At 61.8% G+C, this 20,946-nt stretch carries 16 protein-coding genes, 2 tRNA genes, 3 rRNA genes and 1 pseudogene; 16 read left to right on the top strand and 6 right to left on the bottom strand.

Annotated elements, in window-relative coordinates; all coding sequences use genetic code 11:
• The first annotated feature begins 27 nt into the window (after window positions 1-27).
• The 7 genes and pseudogenes from rpsF to DIE29_RS12660 all read left to right on the top strand — a co-directional run bounded on the left by rpsF (window position 28) and on the right by DIE29_RS12660 (window position 4,604).
• Window positions 28-414: a 30S ribosomal protein S6 gene (gene rpsF, locus DIE29_RS12690; RefSeq protein WP_102042685.1), complete on the top strand. Its 387-nt coding sequence runs from the start codon at window positions 28-30 to the stop codon at window positions 412-414.
• A gap of 16 nt (window positions 415-430) precedes the next feature.
• Entirely contained in the window at window positions 431-730 is a 300-nt protein-coding gene (priB, locus tag DIE29_RS12685) for a primosomal replication protein N (RefSeq protein WP_335740052.1), read from the top strand.
• A 2-nt stretch (window positions 731-732) separates the two neighbouring features.
• Window positions 733-999 (top strand): 30S ribosomal protein S18, encoded by a 267-nt coding sequence (gene rpsR, locus DIE29_RS12680; protein WP_102042683.1) that lies wholly within the window; start codon window positions 733-735, stop codon window positions 997-999.
• 15 nt (window positions 1,000-1,014) lie between these two features.
• Window positions 1,015-1,467 (top strand): 50S ribosomal protein L9, encoded by a 453-nt coding sequence (gene rplI, locus DIE29_RS12675; RefSeq protein ID WP_102042682.1) that lies wholly within the window; start codon window positions 1,015-1,017, stop codon window positions 1,465-1,467.
• Window positions 1,468-1,584: 117 nt separating this feature from the next.
• On the top strand, window positions 1,585-2,991 hold the full coding sequence (gene dnaB / locus DIE29_RS12670; protein WP_114650073.1) for a replicative DNA helicase: 1,407 nt from the start codon (window positions 1,585-1,587) through the stop codon (window positions 2,989-2,991).
• Window positions 2,992-3,231: pseudogene (locus DIE29_RS12665) on the top strand (IS5/IS1182 family transposase); the annotation flags it as partial.
• Window positions 3,232-3,626: 395 nt separating this feature from the next.
• Window positions 3,627-4,604 carry a helix-turn-helix transcriptional regulator gene (locus DIE29_RS12660; RefSeq protein WP_102042680.1) on the top strand — a complete coding sequence of 326 codons (978 nt, stop codon included), beginning with the start codon at window positions 3,627-3,629 and terminating at the stop codon, window positions 4,602-4,604.
• On the opposite strand, the gene DIE29_RS12655 is transcribed toward DIE29_RS12660, so the two are convergent.
• Window positions 4,589-5,788, bottom strand: coding sequence for an HIRAN domain-containing protein (locus DIE29_RS12655; protein ID WP_114650072.1), 1,200 nt, complete (start codon window positions 5,786-5,788; stop codon window positions 4,589-4,591). The genes DIE29_RS12660 and DIE29_RS12655 overlap by 16 nt on opposite strands.
• Window positions 5,789-5,794: 6 nt before the next feature.
• Complete coding sequence (locus DIE29_RS12650) at window positions 5,795-6,529, bottom strand: hypothetical protein (protein ID WP_162860638.1); 735 nt, start codon at window positions 6,527-6,529, stop codon at window positions 5,795-5,797.
• Between the two features lie 180 nt (window positions 6,530-6,709).
• Between DIE29_RS12650 and DIE29_RS12645 the strand changes: the two genes are divergently transcribed.
• From DIE29_RS12645 to DIE29_RS12635, 3 genes are all read left to right on the top strand, one after another.
• Window positions 6,710-10,171, top strand: coding sequence for a class I SAM-dependent DNA methyltransferase (locus tag DIE29_RS12645; RefSeq protein WP_205409736.1), 3,462 nt, complete (start codon window positions 6,710-6,712; stop codon window positions 10,169-10,171).
• An 81-nt stretch (window positions 10,172-10,252) separates the two neighbouring features.
• Complete coding sequence (gene rhuM, locus DIE29_RS12640) at window positions 10,253-11,236, top strand: virulence protein RhuM/Fic/DOC family protein (protein WP_102042677.1); 984 nt, start codon at window positions 10,253-10,255, stop codon at window positions 11,234-11,236.
• A 212-nt stretch (window positions 11,237-11,448) separates the two neighbouring features.
• Complete coding sequence (locus DIE29_RS12635; protein ID WP_114650069.1) at window positions 11,449-12,270, top strand: hypothetical protein; 822 nt, start codon at window positions 11,449-11,451, stop codon at window positions 12,268-12,270.
• A 223-nt stretch (window positions 12,271-12,493) separates the two neighbouring features.
• Here the strand turns inward: DIE29_RS12635 and DIE29_RS12630 are convergent, their stop codons facing one another.
• From DIE29_RS12630 to DIE29_RS12620, 3 genes are read right to left on the bottom strand one after another with little or no spacing between them, the layout of a single operon-like run.
• Window positions 12,494-12,703 (bottom strand): hypothetical protein, encoded by a 210-nt coding sequence (locus DIE29_RS12630; RefSeq protein WP_114650068.1) that lies wholly within the window; start codon window positions 12,701-12,703, stop codon window positions 12,494-12,496.
• Window positions 12,700-13,608 carry a hypothetical protein gene (locus tag DIE29_RS12625; protein WP_114650067.1) on the bottom strand — a complete coding sequence of 303 codons (909 nt, stop codon included), beginning with the start codon at window positions 13,606-13,608 and terminating at the stop codon, window positions 12,700-12,702. Before DIE29_RS12625 ends, DIE29_RS12630 begins: the two co-directional genes overlap by 4 nt.
• A 14-nt stretch (window positions 13,609-13,622) precedes the next feature.
• Complete coding sequence (locus tag DIE29_RS12620) at window positions 13,623-14,729, bottom strand: hypothetical protein (protein ID WP_159074647.1); 1,107 nt, start codon at window positions 14,727-14,729, stop codon at window positions 13,623-13,625.
• Between the two features lie 78 nt (window positions 14,730-14,807).
• Between DIE29_RS12620 and DIE29_RS12615 the strand changes: the two genes are divergently transcribed.
• Window positions 14,808-15,014, top strand: coding sequence for a hypothetical protein (locus DIE29_RS12615; protein ID WP_205409735.1), 207 nt, complete (start codon window positions 14,808-14,810; stop codon window positions 15,012-15,014).
• Window positions 15,015-15,319: 305 nt separating this feature from the next.
• On the opposite strand, the gene DIE29_RS14650 is transcribed toward DIE29_RS12615, so the two are convergent.
• On the bottom strand, window positions 15,320-15,460 hold the full coding sequence (locus DIE29_RS14650) for a hypothetical protein (RefSeq protein ID WP_162860637.1): 141 nt from the start codon (window positions 15,458-15,460) through the stop codon (window positions 15,320-15,322).
• Window positions 15,461-15,628: 168 nt separating this feature from the next.
• Between DIE29_RS14650 and DIE29_RS12610 the strand changes: the two genes are divergently transcribed.
• The 5 genes from DIE29_RS12610 to rrf all read left to right on the top strand — a co-directional run bounded on the left by DIE29_RS12610 (window position 15,629) and on the right by rrf (window position 20,932).
• A 16S ribosomal RNA gene (locus DIE29_RS12610) occupies window positions 15,629-17,164 on the top strand.
• An 87-nt stretch (window positions 17,165-17,251) separates the two neighbouring features.
• A tRNA-Ile gene (locus tag DIE29_RS12605) sits at window positions 17,252-17,328 on the top strand.
• A 19-nt stretch (window positions 17,329-17,347) separates the two neighbouring features.
• Window positions 17,348-17,423, top strand: a tRNA-Ala gene (locus DIE29_RS12600).
• A 320-nt stretch (window positions 17,424-17,743) separates the two neighbouring features.
• Window positions 17,744-20,732, top strand: a 23S ribosomal RNA gene (locus DIE29_RS12595).
• 86 nt (window positions 20,733-20,818) lie between these two features.
• Window positions 20,819-20,932 (top strand): 5S ribosomal RNA (rrf, locus tag DIE29_RS12590).
• Together the 16S, 23S and 5S rRNA genes with 2 tRNA genes alongside form the textbook arrangement of a ribosomal RNA operon.
• Window positions 20,933-20,946 lie beyond the last annotated feature (14 nt).

Here is a 20,946-nt window from a genome sequence, read left to right as displayed (position 1 = left end):
GCTACACCCAAACCGCAAGGAGTCTTCATGCGACACTATGAAATCGTTTTCATCGTTCATCCGGACCAGTCCGAACAGGTCCCGGGGATGATCGATCGCTACAAGGCGATCGTGACCACCCGTGGAGGGCAGATCCACCGCCTGGAAGACTGGGGGCGTCGCCAACTCGCCTATCCGATCCAAAAGGTCCATAAAGCCCACTATGTGCTGATGAACATCGAGTGCGACGGCGAGGCCTTGAGCGAACTCGAACATGCGTTCAAGTTCAACGATGCCGTGCTGCGTCATCTGATCGTCAAGATGAAGAAGGCTGTGACCACTCCTTCGCCGATGATGAAGGACGAAAAGTCCCGTTCGCTGACGCCGGTGGCTAGCAGCGAGGAAGATGCCGCAAGCGAAGCCGAATCGGCTTGAGGTGGCGCAGCCGGGGTTGAACGACCTCCGTATCGATGCAGTGCTGGTCGAGCTTTTGCCGCTGCGGCGAACGCCGGCCGGTGTGCCGGTCATCCAATGCGTGCTGGCTCACGAATCGAGCCAAAGCGAGGCGGGGCGCCCAAGAAAGGTAGCGGTGGAGTTGCAAGGGGTGGCAGTCGGCGAGCTGGCCGGTGTGCTGGCCGCGGCGGCACCGGGCGCAAAAATGCGGGTTTCCGGATTTCTTGCCGCAAAGAGCATGCGTAGCCGGGCGCCGGTTCTGCATCTGAACAAAATCGAATTTCTGGAAGGAAACTGAAAATGGCTTTCAAGCCCAAGTTCAAGAAAAAAGATGACCGTGGCCGCGGTCTGTTCAAGCGTCGCAAATTCTGCCGCTTTACCGCGGAGAAAATCGAAGAAGTCGATTACAAGGATGTGGATATCCTCAAGGACTTCATCACCGAAAACGCCAAGATCATGCCGGCGCGCATTACCGGCACCAAGGCCGGCTATCAGCGCCAGTTGTCCGTGGCCATCAAGCGCGCCCGCTTCCTGGCGCTACTGCCTTATACCGACCTGCACCAGTAAGAGAGGAGCCCAGTCATGCAGATCATTCTTCTCGAAAAGGTTGCCAATCTCGGTGGGCTTGGCGATGTGGTCAAAGTCAAGGATGGCTACGCGCGCAACTATCTGATTCCGCAAGGTCTCGCCAAGCGCGCCACGGCCGCTAACATGGCCGAGTTCGAAGCGCGCCGCGCCGAGCTCGAGCGCCTGCAGGCCGAAAAACTCGCCGCCGCGCAGGCCCTGGCTGCCAAGCTGGACGGTCTGATGATCCAAATCACCCGCAAAGCGGGCATGGATGGCCGCTTGTTCGGCTCGGTCACCAACGCCGACGTAGCCGAAGCGCTGTCGGCCCAGGGCTGCGAAGTCGAGCGCGGCGCTATCCGTATGCCCAATGGGCCGCTCAAGTCGGTTGGCGACTTTCAGCTCGAAGTTGCTTTGCACTCAGATGTGGTGGCCACCATCACCGTCTCTGTGCTGGGCGATGCCCAGTAATCGGTTTTTGCCGCAAAAGACGAAAGGGCTGCCCACGGCAGCCCTTTTGCTTGGCGCGTCGGCTGCCGCTGGCCCGCTAAAATCTCTCCTCTGATCAAGGCGCAACCTATCCGCACCATGGCCAGTTCTACACGTCGCAGTGTCCAGGAGCCAGCCCTGGACCCCCAGTTGGCGGGCATCAGGTTGCCGCCACATTCTCTGGAAGCCGAACAATCGCTGATCGGCGGCATTTTGCTGGACAACACCGCCTGGGAGCGTGTTGCCGATCTGGTCAACGAGGCGGACTTCTACCGCGACGATCATCGGCGGATCTACCGCCATATCGCCAAATTGATCGATCTGGGCAAGCCTGCCGACGTGGTGACTGTGTTCGAGTCGCTGGAAAAAAGCGGCGAGGCAGAGCAGGCGGGCGGTATCGCGTATTTGGCCGAGATTGCCAACAGCACACCTTCGGCGGCGAACATCCGTCGTTATGCCGAGATCGTCCGTGAGCGCAGCATCCTGCGCAAATTGGTCGCCGTCGGTGACGAGATCGCCGCCAGCGCGCTGGCCCCCTCTGGCAAAGACGCCAAGGTGCTGCTAGACGAAGCCGAGGCCAAAGTGTTCGAGATTGCCGAGGCGGGCGCACGGCACAGCAGCGGCTTCGTCCCTATCCAGCCGATTCTCAAGCAGGTCGTCGATCGCGTTCAGGAGCTCTATGACCGCGATAATCCCAGCGATGTGACCGGTGTGCCGACCGGTTTGGTGGACCTGGATGCCATCACTTCAGGTCTGCAGCCTTCAGACATGATCGTGGTGGCCGGTCGTCCGGCGATGGGTAAAACCACCTTTGCACTGAACATCGCCGAGCATATCGCGGTCGAGTGCCGTTTGCCGGTGGCTATTTTCTCCATGGAGATGCCGGGAACCCAGCTCGCCACCCGGTTTATCTCCTCGATCGGCCGTATCGATCAAAGCAAGATTCGTTCGGGGCGGCTCAGTGACGAGGACTGGCAGCGTTTAACCGCAGCGATGGGCAAGCTCTACGATGCGCCCATTTACATCGACGAAACGCCCGGATTGAACCCGATCGATCTGCGCGCCCGCTGCAGGCGGCTCGCCCGCCAGTGCGGCAAGCTCGGTCTGATCGTCATTGATTACCTGCAGCTGATGAGCAGTACGCGCGAGAGCGACAACCGAGCCGCTGAACTCTCGGATATTTCGCGCTCCGTCAAATCCCTCGCCAAAGAGCTGCATGTGCCAATCATCGCGCTCTCGCAGCTCAATCGCAGTCTGGAGCAGCGCCCGAACAAGCGCCCGGTGATGTCGGATCTGCGCGAATCCGGCGCCATCGAGCAGGACGCGGACATCATCATGTTCATCTACCGCGATGAAGTCTATAACCCCGACTCGCCCGACAAGGGAACGGCAGAGCTGATCATCGGCAAGCACCGTAACGGGCCAACCGGTATGGTGCGTATGACCTTCATCGGTGAAAGCACACGGTTCGAAAACTACGCCGGCGGCCCTGTTGGTGGATATTAAGCGGGTATCGATTTGGCCCGCGAAGCGGCGCCCGACGCGACCACGCTGTTGAAGTTTCGCCGCCTGCTCGAGAGGCACGACCTGAGGCGCAAGATTTTCGAGGTCATCGAGGCTCACCTCGCCCAGAAGGGGCTGATGATGCGCAAAGGCACCCTCGTCGATGTGACGCTGATCGCGGCGCCGCCCTCGACCAAGAACTGGGCCAAGGCGTGTGATCCCGAGATGCTCCAGACGAAGAAGCGGAGCAAGCGCAACGCGCTGCCGGCCAAACGGCTGGGCTGTTCTTTGCGCCGGTCGCTGTTGGCGCTTCACCCCCTAGGTGCGTCTTGATGGCGCGCCGGGGAAAGAAAAAAGCGCAGCGCAATATCCACGAACGTCGTCGCCGTGGGAAAAAGAGCCAACGATCTGAGAAATTTTCCACTGCTTGATGCTCGTGACCGGCCGAGCGCTCGTTGAAACCGAATTGTTCGGCGTTTCCCCTGGACTCTTTGAGCGTTCAAGAGGGGATCAGCCGCAACTATGCGGGTTTGCAAGCGTTTGGTTTGCTTCGGCGTTTGGCGGCCGGCGGGCAATCGTACTGGCTTCGTGCTTCTGGAATAATCGACCGGCCCATGCGTTGTACCAGAGGGGGAGCAATGAACCGCACCGAGCGTTTTTACCGCATCGACCAGATGCTTGCCGAGCGGCGCGTGGTGCCGCTCGAAAGCTTTCTTGAAGCATTGGAAATCTCCCGCGCCACCTTCAAGCGCGATCTGGAGTACATGCGCGAGCGGCTCCACGCCCCGATCGTCTGGGATCGCGAGGTGGGCGGCTACCGTTTCGCCGCCCCCCAGCCCGATGGCCCCGCCTATGAACTGCCGGGGCTGTGGTTTTCGGCCGGTGAACTTTATGCGCTGCTTGCCGCGCAAAAGCTGCTTGCTGAAGTCGAGCCGGGGATTTTGTCCGCCCATATCGCTCCCCTGCAATCGCGGCTCACGGCGATGCTCGAAGCGGCAGGCCAGTCGGCACAGGAAGTCGCACGCCGCGTGCGTATTCTCTCCGTCGCTCGCCGGCCGGTGGAGCCGAAGGGGTTTTCCGACATTGCGCTGGCGCTCATGCAGCGCCAGAGGATCGAGATCGAGGCCTGGAACCGTGCCCGTGACGAGGTCAACACCCGCATCGTCTCCCCGCAGCGCCTCACCCACTACCGCGACAACTGGTATCTGGATGCGTATTGCCACTGGCGGAATGCGTTGCGCAGCTTCGCGCTGGACACCATCCGACGTGTGAAGGTGCTGCCCCAGAAGGCACGCGAAATCGCCGACAAGATCCTGGATGCCCACTACGCCAGCGCCTACGGCATCTTCTCTGGCCGCCCCAAGGGCCGCGCGGTGCTGCGCTTCTCGCCCGAGCGGGCGCGCTGGGTGCGTGCCGAAACCTGGCATCCCGAGCAAAGCGCGGAAGATCTGCCCGATGGGGGGCTACGGCTGACCATCCCCTACGCCGACGAGCGCGAACTGATCATGGACATCCTGCGCCACGGCCGCCATGTGGTGGTCGAAGCGCCGGCGAGCTTGAAGAAAAGGGTGGCTGAAGAGATCGCGGCGATGGCGGAACATTACGGGGCGGTCTGAACCACCACCTCCACCCGCTCCCAGGGGTCGGCCTCGGCATCGATTCTCCGGATACGGGCGGCAAGCTTTTCTCCGGCATCCAAGGCCAGTGCGATCTCGGCGTTACGCGGGCGCGGCAGATAACCCAGCTTGTGGCCTTGCCAGTCGAGGCGCACCGCCAGCCGGTCGTGGGGGTTGTCCGGCTCGCGTACGAGCGAGAGCGCATCGCCCACGCGCAAGCCATCCTTCACCGCCGCGCCGTCGTGGTATTGGTAGCCAGCGATGTAGTCGCACAAAAGCACCTCCGGACAGGGGGGCGTGAGTTCGAGCCATTCGAGCACCGCCTCGAGCTGGCGGTGGGTCTTGGCATCGAGCCAGGCGGCGGCCTGTTGCCGCGCCTGCCGCCATTCGAGTTCGGCCACTTCCAGCCGCCCGCGCGCTTCCAGCGCCGCCCAGCGCTGCGCGCGCCGCTCCGGGGCGTTGATGCGCGCCTCGATCTCGCGCGCAAGAGTCTCTATGCGCGGCGAGACCTCGCCATTGAACGGCCCGCGTAATTGCACCAAGCGATACACCGTGTCGTCCGTGTCGGGTTTGACGTGCGGGTGGTACTGCGCGGTCGCCCGCTCGCCAAAGGCGGCAAGCGAGAAGATACGCTCGCCCGCCACACACTGCGCCCAGTAGCCGCCCACGCAGTGACGCATGGCCTCGCCTTCCTCGGCAAGCGCCTGCGGCGTGAGGAGTTCGCGCGCCAGGCAGCCGTCGCCTTCGAACGCGCCCAGGACGGCGGGCAGTGCAAAGCCGGGTGGAACGAGGCTCGGGGCGATATGCGGGCGCAGCCGGTGCCAGCGCTCGGAGGCGGCCAGCAGGCCCAACAGGCCATGGCGGGCCAGCCAGGCTTGCGCGAGCCGTTCGATGCGCGGGCCGCGGCGGCGTTTCATGCGCACGGCCAGATGATCCCGCACCGCCGTGAGGAAGTCGTCGCAGTCGGCCAGTGCCGGGTGCAGATTGCCGAAGCGCCGCGCGGCCTTTTCCCAGGTGGCGCGCCAGCCGAGGCGAAACGCGCCGCGATGTACCGAGGCAGGCAGGGGCAACGGGTCGCCCTCCTCATCCTCGCCGATCAAGGCGAAGTAGTTGGGCAGATAGACCAGCCAACGCTCGAATTCGGCAAGCGTCGGACGCAGGTTGGCCGGCAGCGCATCGAGCATGGCCAGTCAGCCGCGCCGCAAGGCGTGGCTGGGCGCGTGCCAATATTCGGCGTTGACGGGCGCGCGCGTAAGCCCCCGCGAGATGCCGTAATGGGCGGCCAGCGCACCCGTGAGATCGCGTCCCGCATCGATGGCCGCTTCCACCGCTTCATCCACCTCGCGCCAGGCGTGACGCTTGCCGTCGACCACATTCGGATGGCGGTGAGCGGTAAGCAGAACCGGCGCCACCAGCGCCGGAAAGCGGTGCAAAGCCTGCATCCGCCGTTTCCGCAGTTCCGGCGGCAGGGCCACCAGCCGGTTGTAATTGCGCACGGAGGCAAAAAATGAGCGCGGCAGCGGATGCGGCGCCTCGCCATCGCGGCGGGTGATGGCCGGCGGCACGGGTTCGCGCTCGAGCCGCATCAAAAGTGCCAGCACCTGGTGATCGAGCACGGCGACGAACTGCCGGAAATCCGGCTGCAATACGAAGCCTGCGTGTTGCGCGGATAGCGGCGGCACCACCGGTGCGGCATGGAGCACCTGCACGATGCCGACCCCGGGCAGGTTTTCATAGATCCACTGCATCCCCCGCACATCGGGCAGCAACGCTTCGGTCAGTCGGGCAAGCACACAGTCGTCACCCATCCGCACCTGCGGCAGGCGCACCGCCAGCACCCGGCCGTCGGCGAGCGTAAGCCACAGCCTTGGCGCCTCGTCGAGTAGTTTGAGCGCGGCAGGCGACACCCACAGCCGGGCGCGCACGGGCGTGGCCGCCCCAGCGAAAGTCGGCGCTGGCGGGGCGGCAGGCAAGCAGGTATACCGTGGTGTCAAATCTTCCATGCCGCCATGCTGATGCAGAGGGTGGCTCAAAGGCTGCGCCCGGACACGGTTACAATGACGGGCGATTTCAGTCGAACGCCCCCCTCGATACCACATTCCTCCATGACCGCCGTGAGCGCCATCCCCGCCTTCATCACCCGCTGGGAGGCCGCCAGCGGCTCCGAACGTGCCAACTACCAGCTCTTTCTCACCGAACTCACCGAGGCGCTGGGGCTGCCGCGCCCGGAACCGGCGAGCGACGACACACTTGAGAACGCCTACGTCTTCGAGCGGCGCGTGGACATGGCCCACGCCGACGGCACCGTCACGCGCGGGTTCATCGACCTCTATCGGCGTGGCTCGTTCGTGCTGGAAGCCAAGCAAACCGGGCTGGAGCTGGATTCGGGCGGCTGGGACCGCGCCATGCTGCGCGCCCACGCCCAGGCCGAAAGTTACGCCCGGGCGCTGCCCGCCGAGGAGGGGCGGCCGCCGTTCATCGTCGTGGTGGACGTGGGCCGCTCGCTGGAGCTGTACGCCGATTTTTCCCGCACCGGGGCCACCTACGTTCCCTATCCCGACCCGGCGCACCACCGCGTGCGGCTCGCGGATCTCGCCGACCCGGCGATACAGGCGCGGCTCAAGCTCCTCTGGCTCGACCCGCTCAAGCTCGACCCCACCCGCGAATCCGCCCGGGTAACGCGTGCCATTGCCGACCGACTGGCGCGATTGGCCAAATCCCTGGAGGCCGCCGGCTTTGAACCGCAGCGCGTCGCGCACTTCCTGATGCGCGCGCTCTTTTCCATGTTTGCCGAGGATGTGGGCCTCTTGCCGCAACAAGACGGCGTAGGGGCCTTCACCGGGCTCTTGCAGAGCGTGCGCGACAAGCCCGGGGCGTTTGTCCCGGCACTCACCCTTTTCTGGCAGGCGATGAACCAGGGCGGGTTCGACGCGCGACTGCTCGCCCCCATTCGCCGCTTCAACGGCGGGCTCTTTGCCGACCCGGACGTGATCCCGCTCACCCGCGAGCAGATCGACGATCTGCTGGATGCCGCACGCGCTGACTGGCGGCAGGTGGAACCGGCCATTTTCGGCACGCTCTTGGAGCGCGCGCTCGACCCGCGCGAGCGCCACCGGCTCGGCGCCCACTACACCCCGCGGGCGTACGTCGAGCGGCTGGTGCAGCCCACCCTGATCGAACCCTTGCGCGCCGAGTGGCAAACCGCGCAGGTCGCGGCGAGCCACTACCTCGCGCAGGGCAAGCCCGACAAGGCGCGTGAGGAAGTCGAAGCCTTCCACCAGCGGCTTTGCCACGTGCGCGTGTTGGACCCGGCGTGTGGCAGCGGCAACTTCCTCTACGTGGCGCTGGAACTTTTGAAGCGGCTGGAGGGCGAGGTGTTGAATCTGCTCGCCGACCTGGGCGACACCCAGGGGCGGCTGGCGATGGCCGGCAGCACCGTCGATCCCCACCAGTTCCTGGGGCTGGAGATCAACCCCCGAGCGGCGGCGATTGCCGAACTGGTGCTGTGGATCGGTTATCTGCAATGGCACCACCGCATCCACAAGGGGCTGGAGGACCTCCCCGACCCGGTGCTGCGGGATTTTCACAACATCGAGCACCGCGACGCGCTCATCGACCACGACGGCATCGATTACGAGACCGACGACGCAGGCCGCCTGCGCACCCGCTGGGATGGCGTCACCACCAAACCCCACCCCGTCACCGGCGAGCCGGTGCCGGACGAAGCCGCGCAGGTGCCCATCGAACGCTACCGCCGCCCGCGTCCCGCCGACTGGCCCGAGGCCGACTTCATCGTCGGCAATCCGCCGTTCATCGGTGCGGCGACGATGCGTCGGGCGCTGGGCGATGGTTACGTGGACGCCGTGCGCGCCGCCTACCCGGAGGTGCCGGAGAGTGCCGACTTCGTGATGTATTGGTGGCACAAGGCGGCAGAGGCGGTGCGGCAGGGAGCAGCGCGCCGCTTTGGCTTCATCACCACCAACAGCATCCGGCAGACCTTCAACCGCCGTGTGCTGGAAAGCCATTTGCACGCCCCGCAAACACCCCTCAAACTCGCCTTTGCCATCCCCGACCACCCGTGGGTCGATGCCGCCGACGGTGCCGCCGTGCGGATTGCGATGACCGTAGGGGCAGCGGACGTCGCCGAAGGGGAGCATCTCACCGTCAGCAGCGAACGGGAGGGGGAAGAGGACGCCCGCACCGTCGAACTGGCCCGCAGGGTGGGGTTGATTCATCCCGACCTCACCATTGGTGCGAATGTCGCCGGAGCGATGGCGTTGCGGGCGAATGGCGGCATCAGCTCCAACGGCGTCATGCTCGCGGGCAGCGGCTTCATCGTCACCCCCGAAGAAGCCGAAACGCTGGGGCTGGGACGTGTGCTGGGGCTGGAGCGGCACATCCGGGCCTACCGCAACGGGCGCGACCTCACCGACCGGCCGCGCGGTGTCATGGTGATCGACCTCTACGGCTTGACGGCGGACGAGGTGCGCAGCCGCTACCCCGCGGTCTTTCAATGGGTTTATGAGCGGGTCAAACCGGAGCGCGATCACAACAACCGGCCCAAGCTCAAGCGCGACTGGTGGCTTTTCGCCGAGCCGCGCAAACACTGGCGCGCGATGTCGGCGGGGTTGTCGCGGTACATCGCCACCGTCGAGACCGCGAAGCACCGCAGCTTCCAGTTCCTCGGCGCGGCCATCCTGCCCGACCACAGACCTATAGCCATTGCGCTAGACGACCCCTTCGCGCTGGGTGTCCTCTCCTCGCGGCTGCATGTGGCCTGGGCGCTCGCGGCGGGCGGCACGCTGGAAGATCGCCCAGTCTTCAACAAAAGCCGTTGCTTCGACACCTTCCCCTTCCCCGACGCCGACACGGGGCTCACCGACGCGCTGCGGGCGCGCATCGGGGAACTAGCCGAAGCGATCGACGCGCACCGCAAGCGCGTGCTCGCCGAGCATGAGGCGCTGACGCTCACCGGCCTCTACAACGTGCTCGAGAAACTGCGCGCGGGCGAAGCGCTCACCCCCAAGGAGCGCGCCATTCATGAAAACGGCCTCGTGTCGGTGCTGCGCACGCTGCACGACGAGCTGGACGAAGCGGTCTTTGCCGCCTATGGCAGGAGTGAGCTTGCCGCCGCGCTGGTAGGCCGCCCCGGCGCCACCACGCCGCTCAAGGTGAAAGCGCCTGAGCAATCGCAAGCCGAAGAGGAACTGCTCACCCGAATCGTCGCCTTGAATGCGCGCAGAAGCGCCGAGGAGGCGCAAGGAATCGTCCGCTGGCTGCGCCCGGCCCACCAGAACCCGGCGGGTGCCACCGGCGTGCAGGCTGCGGTCGCGCTGGAGGTGGAGACCGACACCACGCCCGCCGCGACCGCCCCGCTCGCCTGGCCCAAGACCCTGCGCGAGCAAATCGCCACCGTGCGCGCCTTGCTCACGACCACGCCGCAGCCGGTCGAGCGGCTCGCCGTGCGCTTCGCCCAAAAACCCGCCAAGGCGGTGGCGGCGGTGCTCGCGGCACTCGCCGACCTGGGGCTGGCGGTGGAGACCGAGACCGGCTGGCGGGCGGGGTAGGACGGGGAATCCCGAGCGTTTCCTCTCCACGGCAGTCCCATCCATGATGCCGTACTCCACGTCGTGACGCAGGGGGAATCGATGAGCCACCAAAGCGATATCGTGATTTACGAAGGCGGCGAGGCGCGCGTCGAAGTGCGCCTGGAGCGTGAGAGCGTCTGGCTGAGCCTTCAGCAGATCGCCGACCTCTTTGGGCGTGACAAATCGGTGATCTCGCGTCACCTCAAGGCGATCTTTTCCAGCGGTGAACTGGAGCGTGAAGCAGTTGTTGCAAAAAATGCAACAACTGCCGCTGACGGCAAAACCTACCTAGTCGAATACTTCAACCTCGACGCCATCATTTCGGTCGGCTACCGCGTCCATTCGGCCCGCGCCACGCGCTTTCGCCAATGGGCCACGCGCGTGCTACGCGAGCATTTGACGCGTGGGTACTCGCTCGACCGCCAGCGCTTCGAGCGCAACGCGGCCGAGCTGGAAGCCGCCCTGCAACTCATCCGCAAGGCTGCGGCAAGTGACGCGCTCACCGCCCAGGAGGGGTGCGGGCTGGTGGACGTGATCGCCCGCTACACGCAAACCTTCCTGTGGCTGCAGCGCTATGACGAGGGGTTGCTCGCCGCCCCTGCCGGCAGTCCGGGCGGCGTACTGCCCACGCTGGAAGAGGCGCGCGCGGCCATCGCTCGCCTCAAGGCCGACCTGATGGCGCGCGGTGAGGCTTCTGACCTCTTCGGGCGCGAACGGGGCGAGGCGTTTGCCGCCATTCTCGGCAACCTGGAGCAAACCGTTTTTGGTGAGCCCGCCTACCCAACCCTGGAGACCAAGGCCGCGCACCTGCTCTACTTCGTCATCAAAAACCACCCGTTCAGCGACGGCAACAAGCGCTGCGGGGCACTGCTGTTCGTGGATTTTCTGGCGCGCAACGGTCGGCTGCTGCGCGACGGCGCGCCGGTCATCAACGACGTGGGGCTGGCGGCGCTGGCGCTCTTGGTGGCGGAGTCGGACGCCAAGAACAAGGCGGTCATGATCCGCCTGATCGAAAACATGCTGGCCGAACCCGGGGCGCGGTAAGGATGGGAATACCTGGCGCAACAGGCGCAGCCATTGAGCCTGTTGCCGCGGACAATTTCGGTGTTTCCTTGTGAGAGGCACTGGCTGTGGAGAATACCCATCCCATTGGTTCACCAGAGACGGGCTTGCTCGGTCCATACGAATTTCCCTTTTGCTGGACGTTCCAGCGCAACCCCGGTAGACGCGGAACACGCCGCCGCGCCCACCGGCTGATGCCCGAACAGCACGGCGTGCCCCTCTTCGTCGAGGCTGGCCCGGTGCCGGTGAAACATTTGCGCCACCTCATGCACCGCCTGGCCGTCCGTGTCGTCGGGCATCTGGAGTTGGATATCGGCCCGAGGCTGTTCGAAGTCTTCCCCTGCTTTGGCAGGGAAGCCTGGGTTGACTTTCTCGACCCGCACGCAGGGCGCATTCGCGCTGGCAGCCAAATGCTGGTTGCAGCCTTGCGTGACTGGTTCCTGGTGCGCTGGCGCGAGATGCAAAAAGTTGCCCTTGCCAGCGGCCACTATTTTCCTCCGCCCCGCCTGTTGCGGGCACGGGTCGCGCCAAACGGAGGCGTGCGCATCGAAGTGGGCTTTGCACGCGGGTTTGTGCCGTTTGACCGGTTGTTGACGGCTTGGCTACCACCGAGCGGGACCCGTCTGAGTGATCTGTTTTTGCTCGATGCCAACGAGCCCTTTCCGGTCGGGCTGAACCGGCGGGCGTTCATTCAGCGCTGCGCCGGGCAATTCGCGCAAACGCATGAACGCGTAGTGCATGTCGATGGGTTGTGGAGCCGTGATCTGGATATGGCTCCAATCCGTCGGCTGCACGAGGGGGAGGTGCTCACCGCGGCAGAAGCGAGCTACGATCACAGCGTGACGCTGTATGCCAACGGCCAGCGGATCGGCACCTTGAGCCTGCCTGGGATGGCCGATTTGCGCCTACGCCTGTTGCGCCAGCAGGGGCTGGTCGTGCGGGTGATCCGGCTCGGGTTTCTGTTGCGGCTGGATCAGGGGCGCATCGTCGTGGCCGTTTATGAACGGGACGGATAATGGAGGGCTGGCGGCCATGCCATCGCTGCTAATCTCTTTTCTGGCAGCAGCGCTGGCCGCAGTGCCCGTTGCTTTGGTTTGGGGTGCGGCAACCGCCCTCACCGTCGCGCTCGTATTGACGTTTTTGCTCTGGCCGCTGATGGCCGTAGCGCGCGGCTTGGTCGATGGGCTGATCCAGATTTTGGGCTGCCGCTTACCGCCTGGGTTGCCGCGGTGCGTGCGCTCAAACCATCGCCAAGGCGAGCATGAGCACTAACGCCCACCAACCGAGCACCGTGCTCAAGGACGCCAAACCGCGCTGCCCGGTGATGAGAGCGAACACCATCGGCGGCAAAAAGAGGAACGCCACAAAAAGCCACTGTGCCCACTCGTGCGCCGAAACAAAGGCAAAAAGAGCTTCGAGCATGCCGGGTTGCGCTGGCGAAGCGCTCATTCATCGTCCCCCCAGGCAGAGCCGATCCACAGCCCAACGAACAGCGGCACCAGCCAGTTCGACGTGGGTTGGTGCTGGATGGGAGGGATGCGTCGCACAGGCACATGCCGTGGGGGTGGTTTGCGCGCAGCGAGAGACGCCGCGCGTCGCAACCGCGCCTGCTCGCGTTGCTGGGGTGACATACCCAAGCCCACCAGCCAGGCTAAAATAAATCCCAGAATCGCCGCGGCAAGAAACGGCAAAGGGGTCAAAGACACCAGCCCATACATCAGCACCGCAAAGACAAAGCCCCAGAGCCAGCCTGCCGCGTCGACGCTGGTCAGCTCCACCCACAACACGACGAATCCCACGCCGTACCAAAACCACATGTGGCTGTCCGCCTGTACCCAGGCGTAATCGAACGCTGTGGGCCCCGGTTGATCCCGCGAGGACACGCATAACCCTTGGCGACGACAAGGTTTTTGTGTTGCGGGTGCGAGTGCGTCGAGCTTGCGTTGCAGCCTTCGATACCAGGGCCTTCGGCGAATGAACCGGTCCCACCCCTGCCACAGCGCCACGACATTCGATAGATACCAGCGGCGCGGCATCGGTTTGGGCTGCCACGGGTTACGTGCCAGCTTGCGCAATAGCGCTTCCACAGCCATTGACAGCAGACACAGCGGCATGAGCATCCACCACGGAAAACGCAGCAGCGCGGCCAGCAGGACGAAGGCCCCCACCATCCCCACCGCAACAGGGAGAGCCAGGACGGCGTAGATCGCATCGACCGTTGCGCCCGGCGCCGGGGCGAGCAGCAGCGCCGCCCACCACAGTGGCACCTGCGCAACCATCCACCCCTCGGCATGGGCGGGAAAGCGCCGGCGCAGGAAGCGACGCCAGGGGAAAGGGCCTTGACCATTGCTCATGGGTTTTCCTCCTGTCAGCGGCTCATGCGCATCCACACCGGCTCCGGCGTGTGATCGAGGTCGGGGTTTGCAAGCCAGTCGTCCCATTCGGCCATGACCATTTGGGCCATTGCCATCCGCTGGGGAGCGCGCAAATGCCGCAACACATTCGCCTCCTGTGCCGATTTCGGCTCCTGTGCGTGACAATCACCGTGCTGCAGAAAAAGCGTTCTGGCTTTCAGGATTTCGAGTGGGTCGGTCTCCGGAAAATCTTTGTCGCACAACAATGTCCATACCGGCCAATCGCAAATGTCGCACGCGTAGATGTCGGCCGGGTCATCGTCCATACACGGATAACCACAGCAAGGACACACAACGCCATAGGGCGACACACCCAACCGCATGAAGGCGAGCCGCCGCCGGTCGATGGCATCGAGCGCCGCTTCGTCGAACACCGGCCCCTCGGCCACCGGCCAGCGACGGACCGGGCGGTGATCCTGATAAAAGCAGTCGCCTTCGGATAGCCGCCCGTCCTCCCAACAGAGCACCCAGCGGCGGCGGTTCCGATGCACGAGCCGCGCCCGGCGGCCTTGCTCGTCGATGAAGCAACTACCCACGCCAATCGGCAGCAGCGGTAAGAGCGCGCGTACCGTCTCGGCCTGAACCTCCCAGGTCAGCGCCTGCAGCAGCCTTTCGGGTTCGTTGCGGCACCCGTACTGTGTGCGAACGAGGGTGAAGGAAAGGCGCCCTTCTGTGCCTGCCTTTGCGATGAGATAGACGGCGCTGCCTTCTTCGTCGATACGGCACGATGCCGGTTCCATCCCCCAGGCGAGCGCCAGGGACCAGGCCCACAGGGGCGCAAGGGGCGAGAAGACCTTGCTCATCATCACTGGGGGAAAATCCGCATCGGGATGTTCGATCGCCAGCCGAATCCAGCCGGCTTCGGGATGGGACAGGGAAAATGCAGGTGGCGAGGCCAGCGTGGCGGCTTTGCCAGTCACGCACGCATCGGGAAGGGCAAAATCGAGTCGGGAAATGTCCATACCTGTACGATGCCACGCGAGGAGGCTCAAAACTTGCGCCTTCGTGCTGAAAAAGCGGTTACCCCAATGCTGCTCGCGCGAGGAGACCGTGAACCGCACCGAGCGTTTCTACAGAATCGACCAGTTGTTGCACGAACGGCGCGTGGCGCCACTAGAGATGTTTTGCAGGAGCTTGAGGTGTCGCGCGCCACCTTCAAGCGCGATCTGGCGTACATGCGCGAGCGGCTCAACGCCCCCATCGTCTGGGATCGCGAGGCGGGCGGTTACCGCTTCGCGGCCACACAGCCCGGCGGGCCAGCCTACGCGCTGCCGGGGCTCTGGTTCTCGGCTGATGAGCTTTACGCTCTTTGTGCTGTCAACGAACGGGACTGTCCGGTTGCGTAGCACATAAACTGTCCGCTCTTTGGATCCACGGCGGACCTACACGGCGACTTTGAGTTCGGGTTTTTCCGGCTGACCGTTTGCACCGTAGCGCGCGATTCTTCGCGGGCCATGGAAGATCGCCAGCCGCCCACACTGTCAGCCACCATAGGCCTCTTCAAACCGCATCGATCGTATCTCCTGTAGCAACTCCGTCCGTCTCATGAGGCACCTCCTCGGCACCCATGAAACCGGACAAATCTCGTGATACAAGTCCGGACAGAATACTTGCTCTCTGCACTCTCTACATGCCCTGTTGACACTGTTTTTTAGCCTTTTATAATGCGCGGCTCTTTCGCGCTGAGTGCTGGATTGGCGATCGGTGCGGAAGGGGTTGAAGCGGTTCTTTCGGTGATGGATGAGTGAAGAAGTTGCCGGGAGGGGTTGACGAAGTAAGTGGTTTGCTTCATAATCTCGCTCCTTCGCTGCTTTTGCAGCGGTTCTTTAAAAATTTGAACAACCGATAAGTGTGGGTGCTTGGGTTGTTGCGATGACTTTCTAGCTTTTTGCTGGGAAGGGTTTCATCGAGATTCAAGTGCTCGCGAAGTCAGTGATGATTTTGAGTGCTTTGTTGGATTGAACTTAAGAGTTTGATCCTGGCTCAGATTGAACGCTGGCGGCATGCTTTACACATGCAAGTCGAACGGCAGCGGGGGCTTCGGCCTGCCGGCGAGTGGCGAACGGGTGAGTAATGCATCGGAACGTACCCAGTGGTGGGGGATAGCTCGGCGAAAGCCGGATTAATACCGCATACGCCCTGAGGGGGAAAGTGGGGGATCTTCGGACCTCACGCCATTGGAGCGGCCGATGTCGGATTAGCTAGTTGGTGAGGTAAAGGCTCACCAAGGCGACGATCCGTAGCTGGTCTGAGAGGATGATCAGCCACACTGGGACTGAGACACGGCCCAGACTCCTACGGGAGGCAGCAGTGGGGAATTTTGGACAATGGGCGCAAGCCTGATCCAGCCATGCCGCGTGAGTGAAGAAGGCCTTCGGGTTGTAAAGCTCTTTCAGTCGGGAAGAAAAGGCGGGCTCTAACATAGCCTGTTGCTGACGGTACCGACAGAAGAAGCACCGGCTAACTACGTGCCAGCAGCCGCGGTAATACGTAGGGTGCGAGCGTTAATCGGAATTACTGGGCGTAAAGCGTGCGCAGGCGGTTTGCTAAGACAGGTGTGAAATCCCCGGGCTTAACCTGGGAACTGCGCTTGTGACTGGCAGGCTAGAGTACGGCAGAGGGGGGTGGAATTCCACGTGTAGCAGTGAAATGCGTAGAGATGTGGAGGAACACCGATGGCGAAGGCAGCCCCCTGGGCCTGTACTGACGCTCATGCACGAAAGCGTGGGGAGCAAACAGGATTAGATACCCTGGTAGTCCACGCCCTAAACGATGTCAACTAGTCGTTCGGAGCGGTAACGCACTGAGTGACGCAGCTAACGCGTGAAGTTGACCGCCTGGGGAGTACGGCCGCAAGGTTAAAACTCAAAGGAATTGACGGGGACCCGCACAAGCGGTGGATGATGTGGATTAATTCGATGCAACGCGAAAAACCTTACCTACCCTTGACATGCCAGGAATCTTGGTGAGAGCCGAGAGTGCCTTCGGGAGCCTGGACACAGGTGCTGCATGGCTGTCGTCAGCTCGTGTCGTGAGATGTTGGGTTAAGTCCCGCAACGAGCGCAACCCTTGCCACTAATTGCCATCATTGAGTTGGGCACTTTAGTGGGACTGCCGGTGACAAACCGGAGGAAGGTGGGGATGACGTCAAGTCCTCATGGCCCTTATGGGTAGGGCTTCACACGTCATACAATGGTCGGTACAAAGGGTTGCCAAGCCGCGAGGCGGAGCCAATCCCAGAAAGCCGATCGTAGTCCGGATCGCAGTCTGCAACTCGACTGCGTGAAGTCGGAATCGCTAGTAATCGCGGATCAGCATGTCGCGGTGAATACGTTCCCGGGTCTTGTACACACCGCCCGTCACACCATGGGAGTGGGTTTCACCAGAAGTAGGTAGCTTAACCTTCGGGAGGGCGCTTACCACGGTGAGATTCATGACTGGGGTGAAGTCGTAACAAGGTAGCCGTATCGGAAGGTGCGGCTGGATCACCTCCTTTCAAGAGAACGACATCGCATCGCTCAAGTATCCACAGCTTATCGGTTGTTCAAAGGCATGAGCCTCGCAACACACGAGAGAAATCTGCGGGTCTGTAGCTCAGCTGGTTAGAGCACCGTCTTGATAAGGCGGGGGTCGTTGGTTCGAACCCAACCAGACCCACCAAAGCTTGCCGGCAAGACAAGGGGCTGTAGCTCAGCTGGGAGAGCATCGGCTTTGCAAGCCGAGGGTCGTCGGTTCGATCCCGACCAGCTCCACCAGTCGATCAGGCAGTTCTGCGGTCAATCGGCGTGTGTCGATCACCTGAGTGAGGCGTGAAGCGTTGTTCGCCCGAAGCGATTTTGGTTGGAGAAGGCTTCACTCCTTACGAAGCATTCATTCGTAGAGGTTCGCTCTTTAACAAAGTGGATAAGTAGTAGTGCGTGCGCCCGGCTGGGTATGTCAGTGGCCGGGTGCATGGGTTGTGATTGCATAACCAACAGTCGAGCGCGCGTGTGCGAACCAGCGGCGCGGCTCGGCGCACAAACGAGTTCTGAGCCTAGCGCCAGAAGAGCCTTCGACAAAGGCTCCAAGGTTATAGGATCAAGCGACTAAGTGCATGGGGTGGATGCCTTGGCGATCACAGGCGATGAAGGACGTGCAAGCCTGCGAAAAGCGTGGGGGAGCTGGCAATGAAGCTTTGATCCCGCGATGTCCGAATGGGGAAACCCACTCCGCAAGGAGTATCCCTGGCTGAATCCATAGGCCAGCGGAAGCGAACCGAGTGAACTGAAACATCTAAGTAGCTCGAGGAAAAGAAATCAACCGAGATTCCGTCAGTAGTGGCGAGCGAACGCGGAAGAGCCTGCACGACTAAACCATCGGCTTAGCAAAACGGTCTGGAAAGTCCGGCAATATAGGGTGATAGCCCCGTATGCGAAAAGCCGTTGGCGGGTCTGAGCGTGCGACAAGTAGGGCGGGACACGTGAAATCCTGTCTGAAGATGGGGGGACCATCCTCCAAGGCTAAATACTCGTGATCGACCGATAGTGAACCAGTACCGTGAGGGAAAGGCGAAAAGAACCCCGGGAGGGGAGTGAAATAGAACCTGAAACCGCATGCATACAAACAGTGGGAGCCCCTGCACAAAGCATCTTCGGGTTCTTTCGACGAGGCCGCAGGCCGAGTCAAAAGAACACAAGTGAAATAGATTTGTGCAGGCAAAGAACCCGTAGGGTTCTTTGTGCAGGGGTGACTGCGTACCTTTTGTATAATGGGTCAGCGACTTACGTTATGTGGCGAGCTTAACCGAATAGGGGAGGCGTAGGGAAACCGAGTCTGATAAGGGCGAATGAGTCGCATGGCGTAGACCCGAAACCGGATGATCTATCCATGGCCAGGATGAAGGTGCCGTAACAGGTACTGGAGGTCCGAACCCACTAACGTTGAAAAGTTAGGGGATGAGCTGTGGATAGGGGTGAAAGGCTAAACAAATCCGGAAATAGCTGGTTCTCCCCGAAAACTATTTAGGTAGTGCGTCGTACGGACACTTGCGGGGGTAGAGCACTGTAATCGTTGGGGGGGTCATTGCGATCTACCCCGCGATAGCAAACTCCGAATACCGCAAAGTGATATACGGCAGACAGACAATGGGTGCTAACGTCCGTTGTCGAGAGGGAAACAACCCAGACCGCCAGCTAAGGTCCCCAATGCATGGCTAAGTGGCAAACGAGGTGGGAAGGCCCAGACAGCTAGGAGGTTGGCTTAGAAGCAGCCACCCTTTAAAGAAAGCGTAATAGCTCACTAGTCGAGTCGTCCTGCGCGGAAGATGTAACGGGGCTCAAGCCATGAACCGAAGCTGCGGATGTGTCCTTGACACATGGTAGGGGAGCGTTCCGTAAGCCTGCGAAGGTGTCTCGTAAGGGATGCTGGAGGTATCGGAAGTGCGAATGCTGACATGAGTAGCGATAAAGGGAGTGAAAAGCTCCCTCGCCGAAAGCCCAAGGTTTCCTGCGCAACGTTCATCGGCGCAGGGTGAGTCGGCCCCTAAGGCGAGGCAGAAATGCGTAGTCGATGGGAAACAGGTCAATATTCCTGTACCGGTTCTAGATGCGATGGGGGGACGGAGAAGGTTAGGCCAGCCGGGTGTTGGACGTCCCGGTTTAAGCGTGTAGGCATGCCTCGTAGGCAAATCCGCGGGGCTAAGCTAAGGCGTGATGACGAGTCTCCTTGCGAGACGAAGTGGTCGATACCCTGCTTCCAGGAAAAGCCTCTAAGCTTCAGTCTAGAGCCGACCGTACCGCAAACCGACACAGGTGGGCAGGTTGAAAATACCAAGGCGCTTGAGAGAACTCAGGAGAAGGAACTCGGCAAATTGATACCGTAACTTCGGGAGAAGGTATGCCCCACTAGCTTGTAGGAGTACATCCGAAGGGCGAAGGGGCCGCAGAGAATCGGTGGCTGCGACTGTTTATTAAAAACACAGCACTCTGCAAAATCGAAAGATGACGTATAGGGTGTGACGCCTGCCCGGTGCCGGAAGGTTAAGTGATGGGGTGATAAGCTCTTGATCGAAGCCCCGGTAAACGGCGGCCGTAACTATAACGGTCCTAAGGTAGCGAAATTCCTTGTCGGGTAAGTTCCGACCTGCACGAATGGCGTAACGATGGCCACACTGTCTCCTCCTGAGACTCAGCGAAGTTGAAATGTTTGTGAAGATGCAATCTCCCCGCGGCAAGACGGAAAGACCCCATGAACCTTTACTGTAGCTTTGCATTGGACTTTGACGGGACTTGTGTAGGATAGGTGGGAGGCTATGAAGCGGGAACGCCAGTTCTCGTGGAGCCGTCCTTGAAATACCACCCTGGTGTCGTTGAGGTTCTAACCCAGGCCCGTGAATCCGGGTCGGGGACCGTGCATGGCAGGCAGTTTGACTGGGGCGGTCTCCTCCCAAAAGGTAACGGAGGAGTACGAAGGTCGCCTAGGTACGGTCGGACATCGTACTGATAGTGCAATGGCAAAAGGCGGCTTGACTGCGAGACCGACAAGTCGAGCAGGTGCGAAAGCAGGTCATAGTGATCCGGTGGTTCTGTATGGAAGGGCCATCGCTCAACGGATAAAAGGTACTCTGGGGATAACAGGCTGATTCCGCCCAAGAGTTCACATCGACGGCGGAGTTTGGCACCTCGATGTCGGCTCATCACATCCTGGGGCTGTAGCCGGTCCCAAGGGTATGGCTGTTCGCCATTTAAAGTGGTACGTGAGCTGGGTTTAAAACGTCGTGAGACAGTTTGGTCCCTATCTGCCGTGGGCGCTGGAAGTTTGAGAGGACCTGCTCCTAGTACGAGAGGACCGGAGTGGACGCACCGCTGGTGTACCGGTTGTGACGCCAGTCGCATCGCCGGGTAGCTATGTGCGGAAGAGATAACCGCTGAAAGCATCTAAGCGGGAAACTCGCCTCAAGATGAGACTTCCCCGGGGCTACAAGCCCCCTGAAGGGTCGTTGAAGACCACAACGTTGATAGGTCGGGTGTGTAAGCGTGGCAACACGTTCAGCTAACCGATACTAATTGCCCGTGAGGCTTGATCCTATAACCTTGTAAAACACAGCACAGAACTCAATACACAATCACCACCCAAACACACCGCTACCATCCACTTTGTTACCCCGTCACAGTCTGACGACCATAGCTTCTCGGCTCCACCCCTTCCCATCCCGAACAGGACCGTGAAACGAGAACGCGCCAATGATAGTGAGGAACCCCCTCGCGAAAGTAGGTCATCGTCAGACTAACCCACAAACAA

The sequence above is a fragment of the Pseudothauera hydrothermalis genome, from assembly GCF_003345255.1.
In the GTDB taxonomy this organism is placed as follows: domain Bacteria; phylum Pseudomonadota; class Gammaproteobacteria; order Burkholderiales; family Rhodocyclaceae; genus Pseudothauera; species Pseudothauera hydrothermalis.
This window is presented reverse-complemented; position numbering and strand designations above follow the sequence as displayed.

Coding starts and splice junctions, on each gene's coding strand:
- DIE29_RS12625 (WP_114650067.1), bottom strand. CDS start 13,608: ATGAGCAATGGTCAAGGCCCTTTCCCCTGGCGTCGCTTCCTGCGCCGG.
- rhuM (WP_102042677.1), top strand. CDS start 10,253: ATGAGCCACCAAAGCGATATCGTGATTTACGAAGGCGGCGAGGCGCGC.
- DIE29_RS12645 (WP_205409736.1), top strand. CDS start 6,710: ATGACCGCCGTGAGCGCCATCCCCGCCTTCATCACCCGCTGGGAGGCC.
- dnaB (WP_114650073.1), top strand. CDS start 1,585: ATGGCCAGTTCTACACGTCGCAGTGTCCAGGAGCCAGCCCTGGACCCC.
- DIE29_RS12660 (WP_102042680.1), top strand. CDS start 3,627: ATGAACCGCACCGAGCGTTTTTACCGCATCGACCAGATGCTTGCCGAG.
- rplI (WP_102042682.1), top strand. CDS start 1,015: ATGCAGATCATTCTTCTCGAAAAGGTTGCCAATCTCGGTGGGCTTGGC.
- DIE29_RS12630 (WP_114650068.1), bottom strand. CDS start 12,703: ATGAGCGCTTCGCCAGCGCAACCCGGCATGCTCGAAGCTCTTTTTGCC.
- DIE29_RS12655 (WP_114650072.1), bottom strand. CDS start 5,788: ATGCTCGATGCGCTGCCGGCCAACCTGCGTCCGACGCTTGCCGAATTC.
- rpsF (WP_102042685.1), top strand. CDS start 28: ATGCGACACTATGAAATCGTTTTCATCGTTCATCCGGACCAGTCCGAA.
- DIE29_RS14650 (WP_162860637.1), bottom strand. CDS start 15,460: ATGAAGCAAACCACTTACTTCGTCAACCCCTCCCGGCAACTTCTTCAC.
- DIE29_RS12635 (WP_114650069.1), top strand. CDS start 11,449: ATGCCCGAACAGCACGGCGTGCCCCTCTTCGTCGAGGCTGGCCCGGTG.
- rpsR (WP_102042683.1), top strand. CDS start 733: ATGGCTTTCAAGCCCAAGTTCAAGAAAAAAGATGACCGTGGCCGCGGT.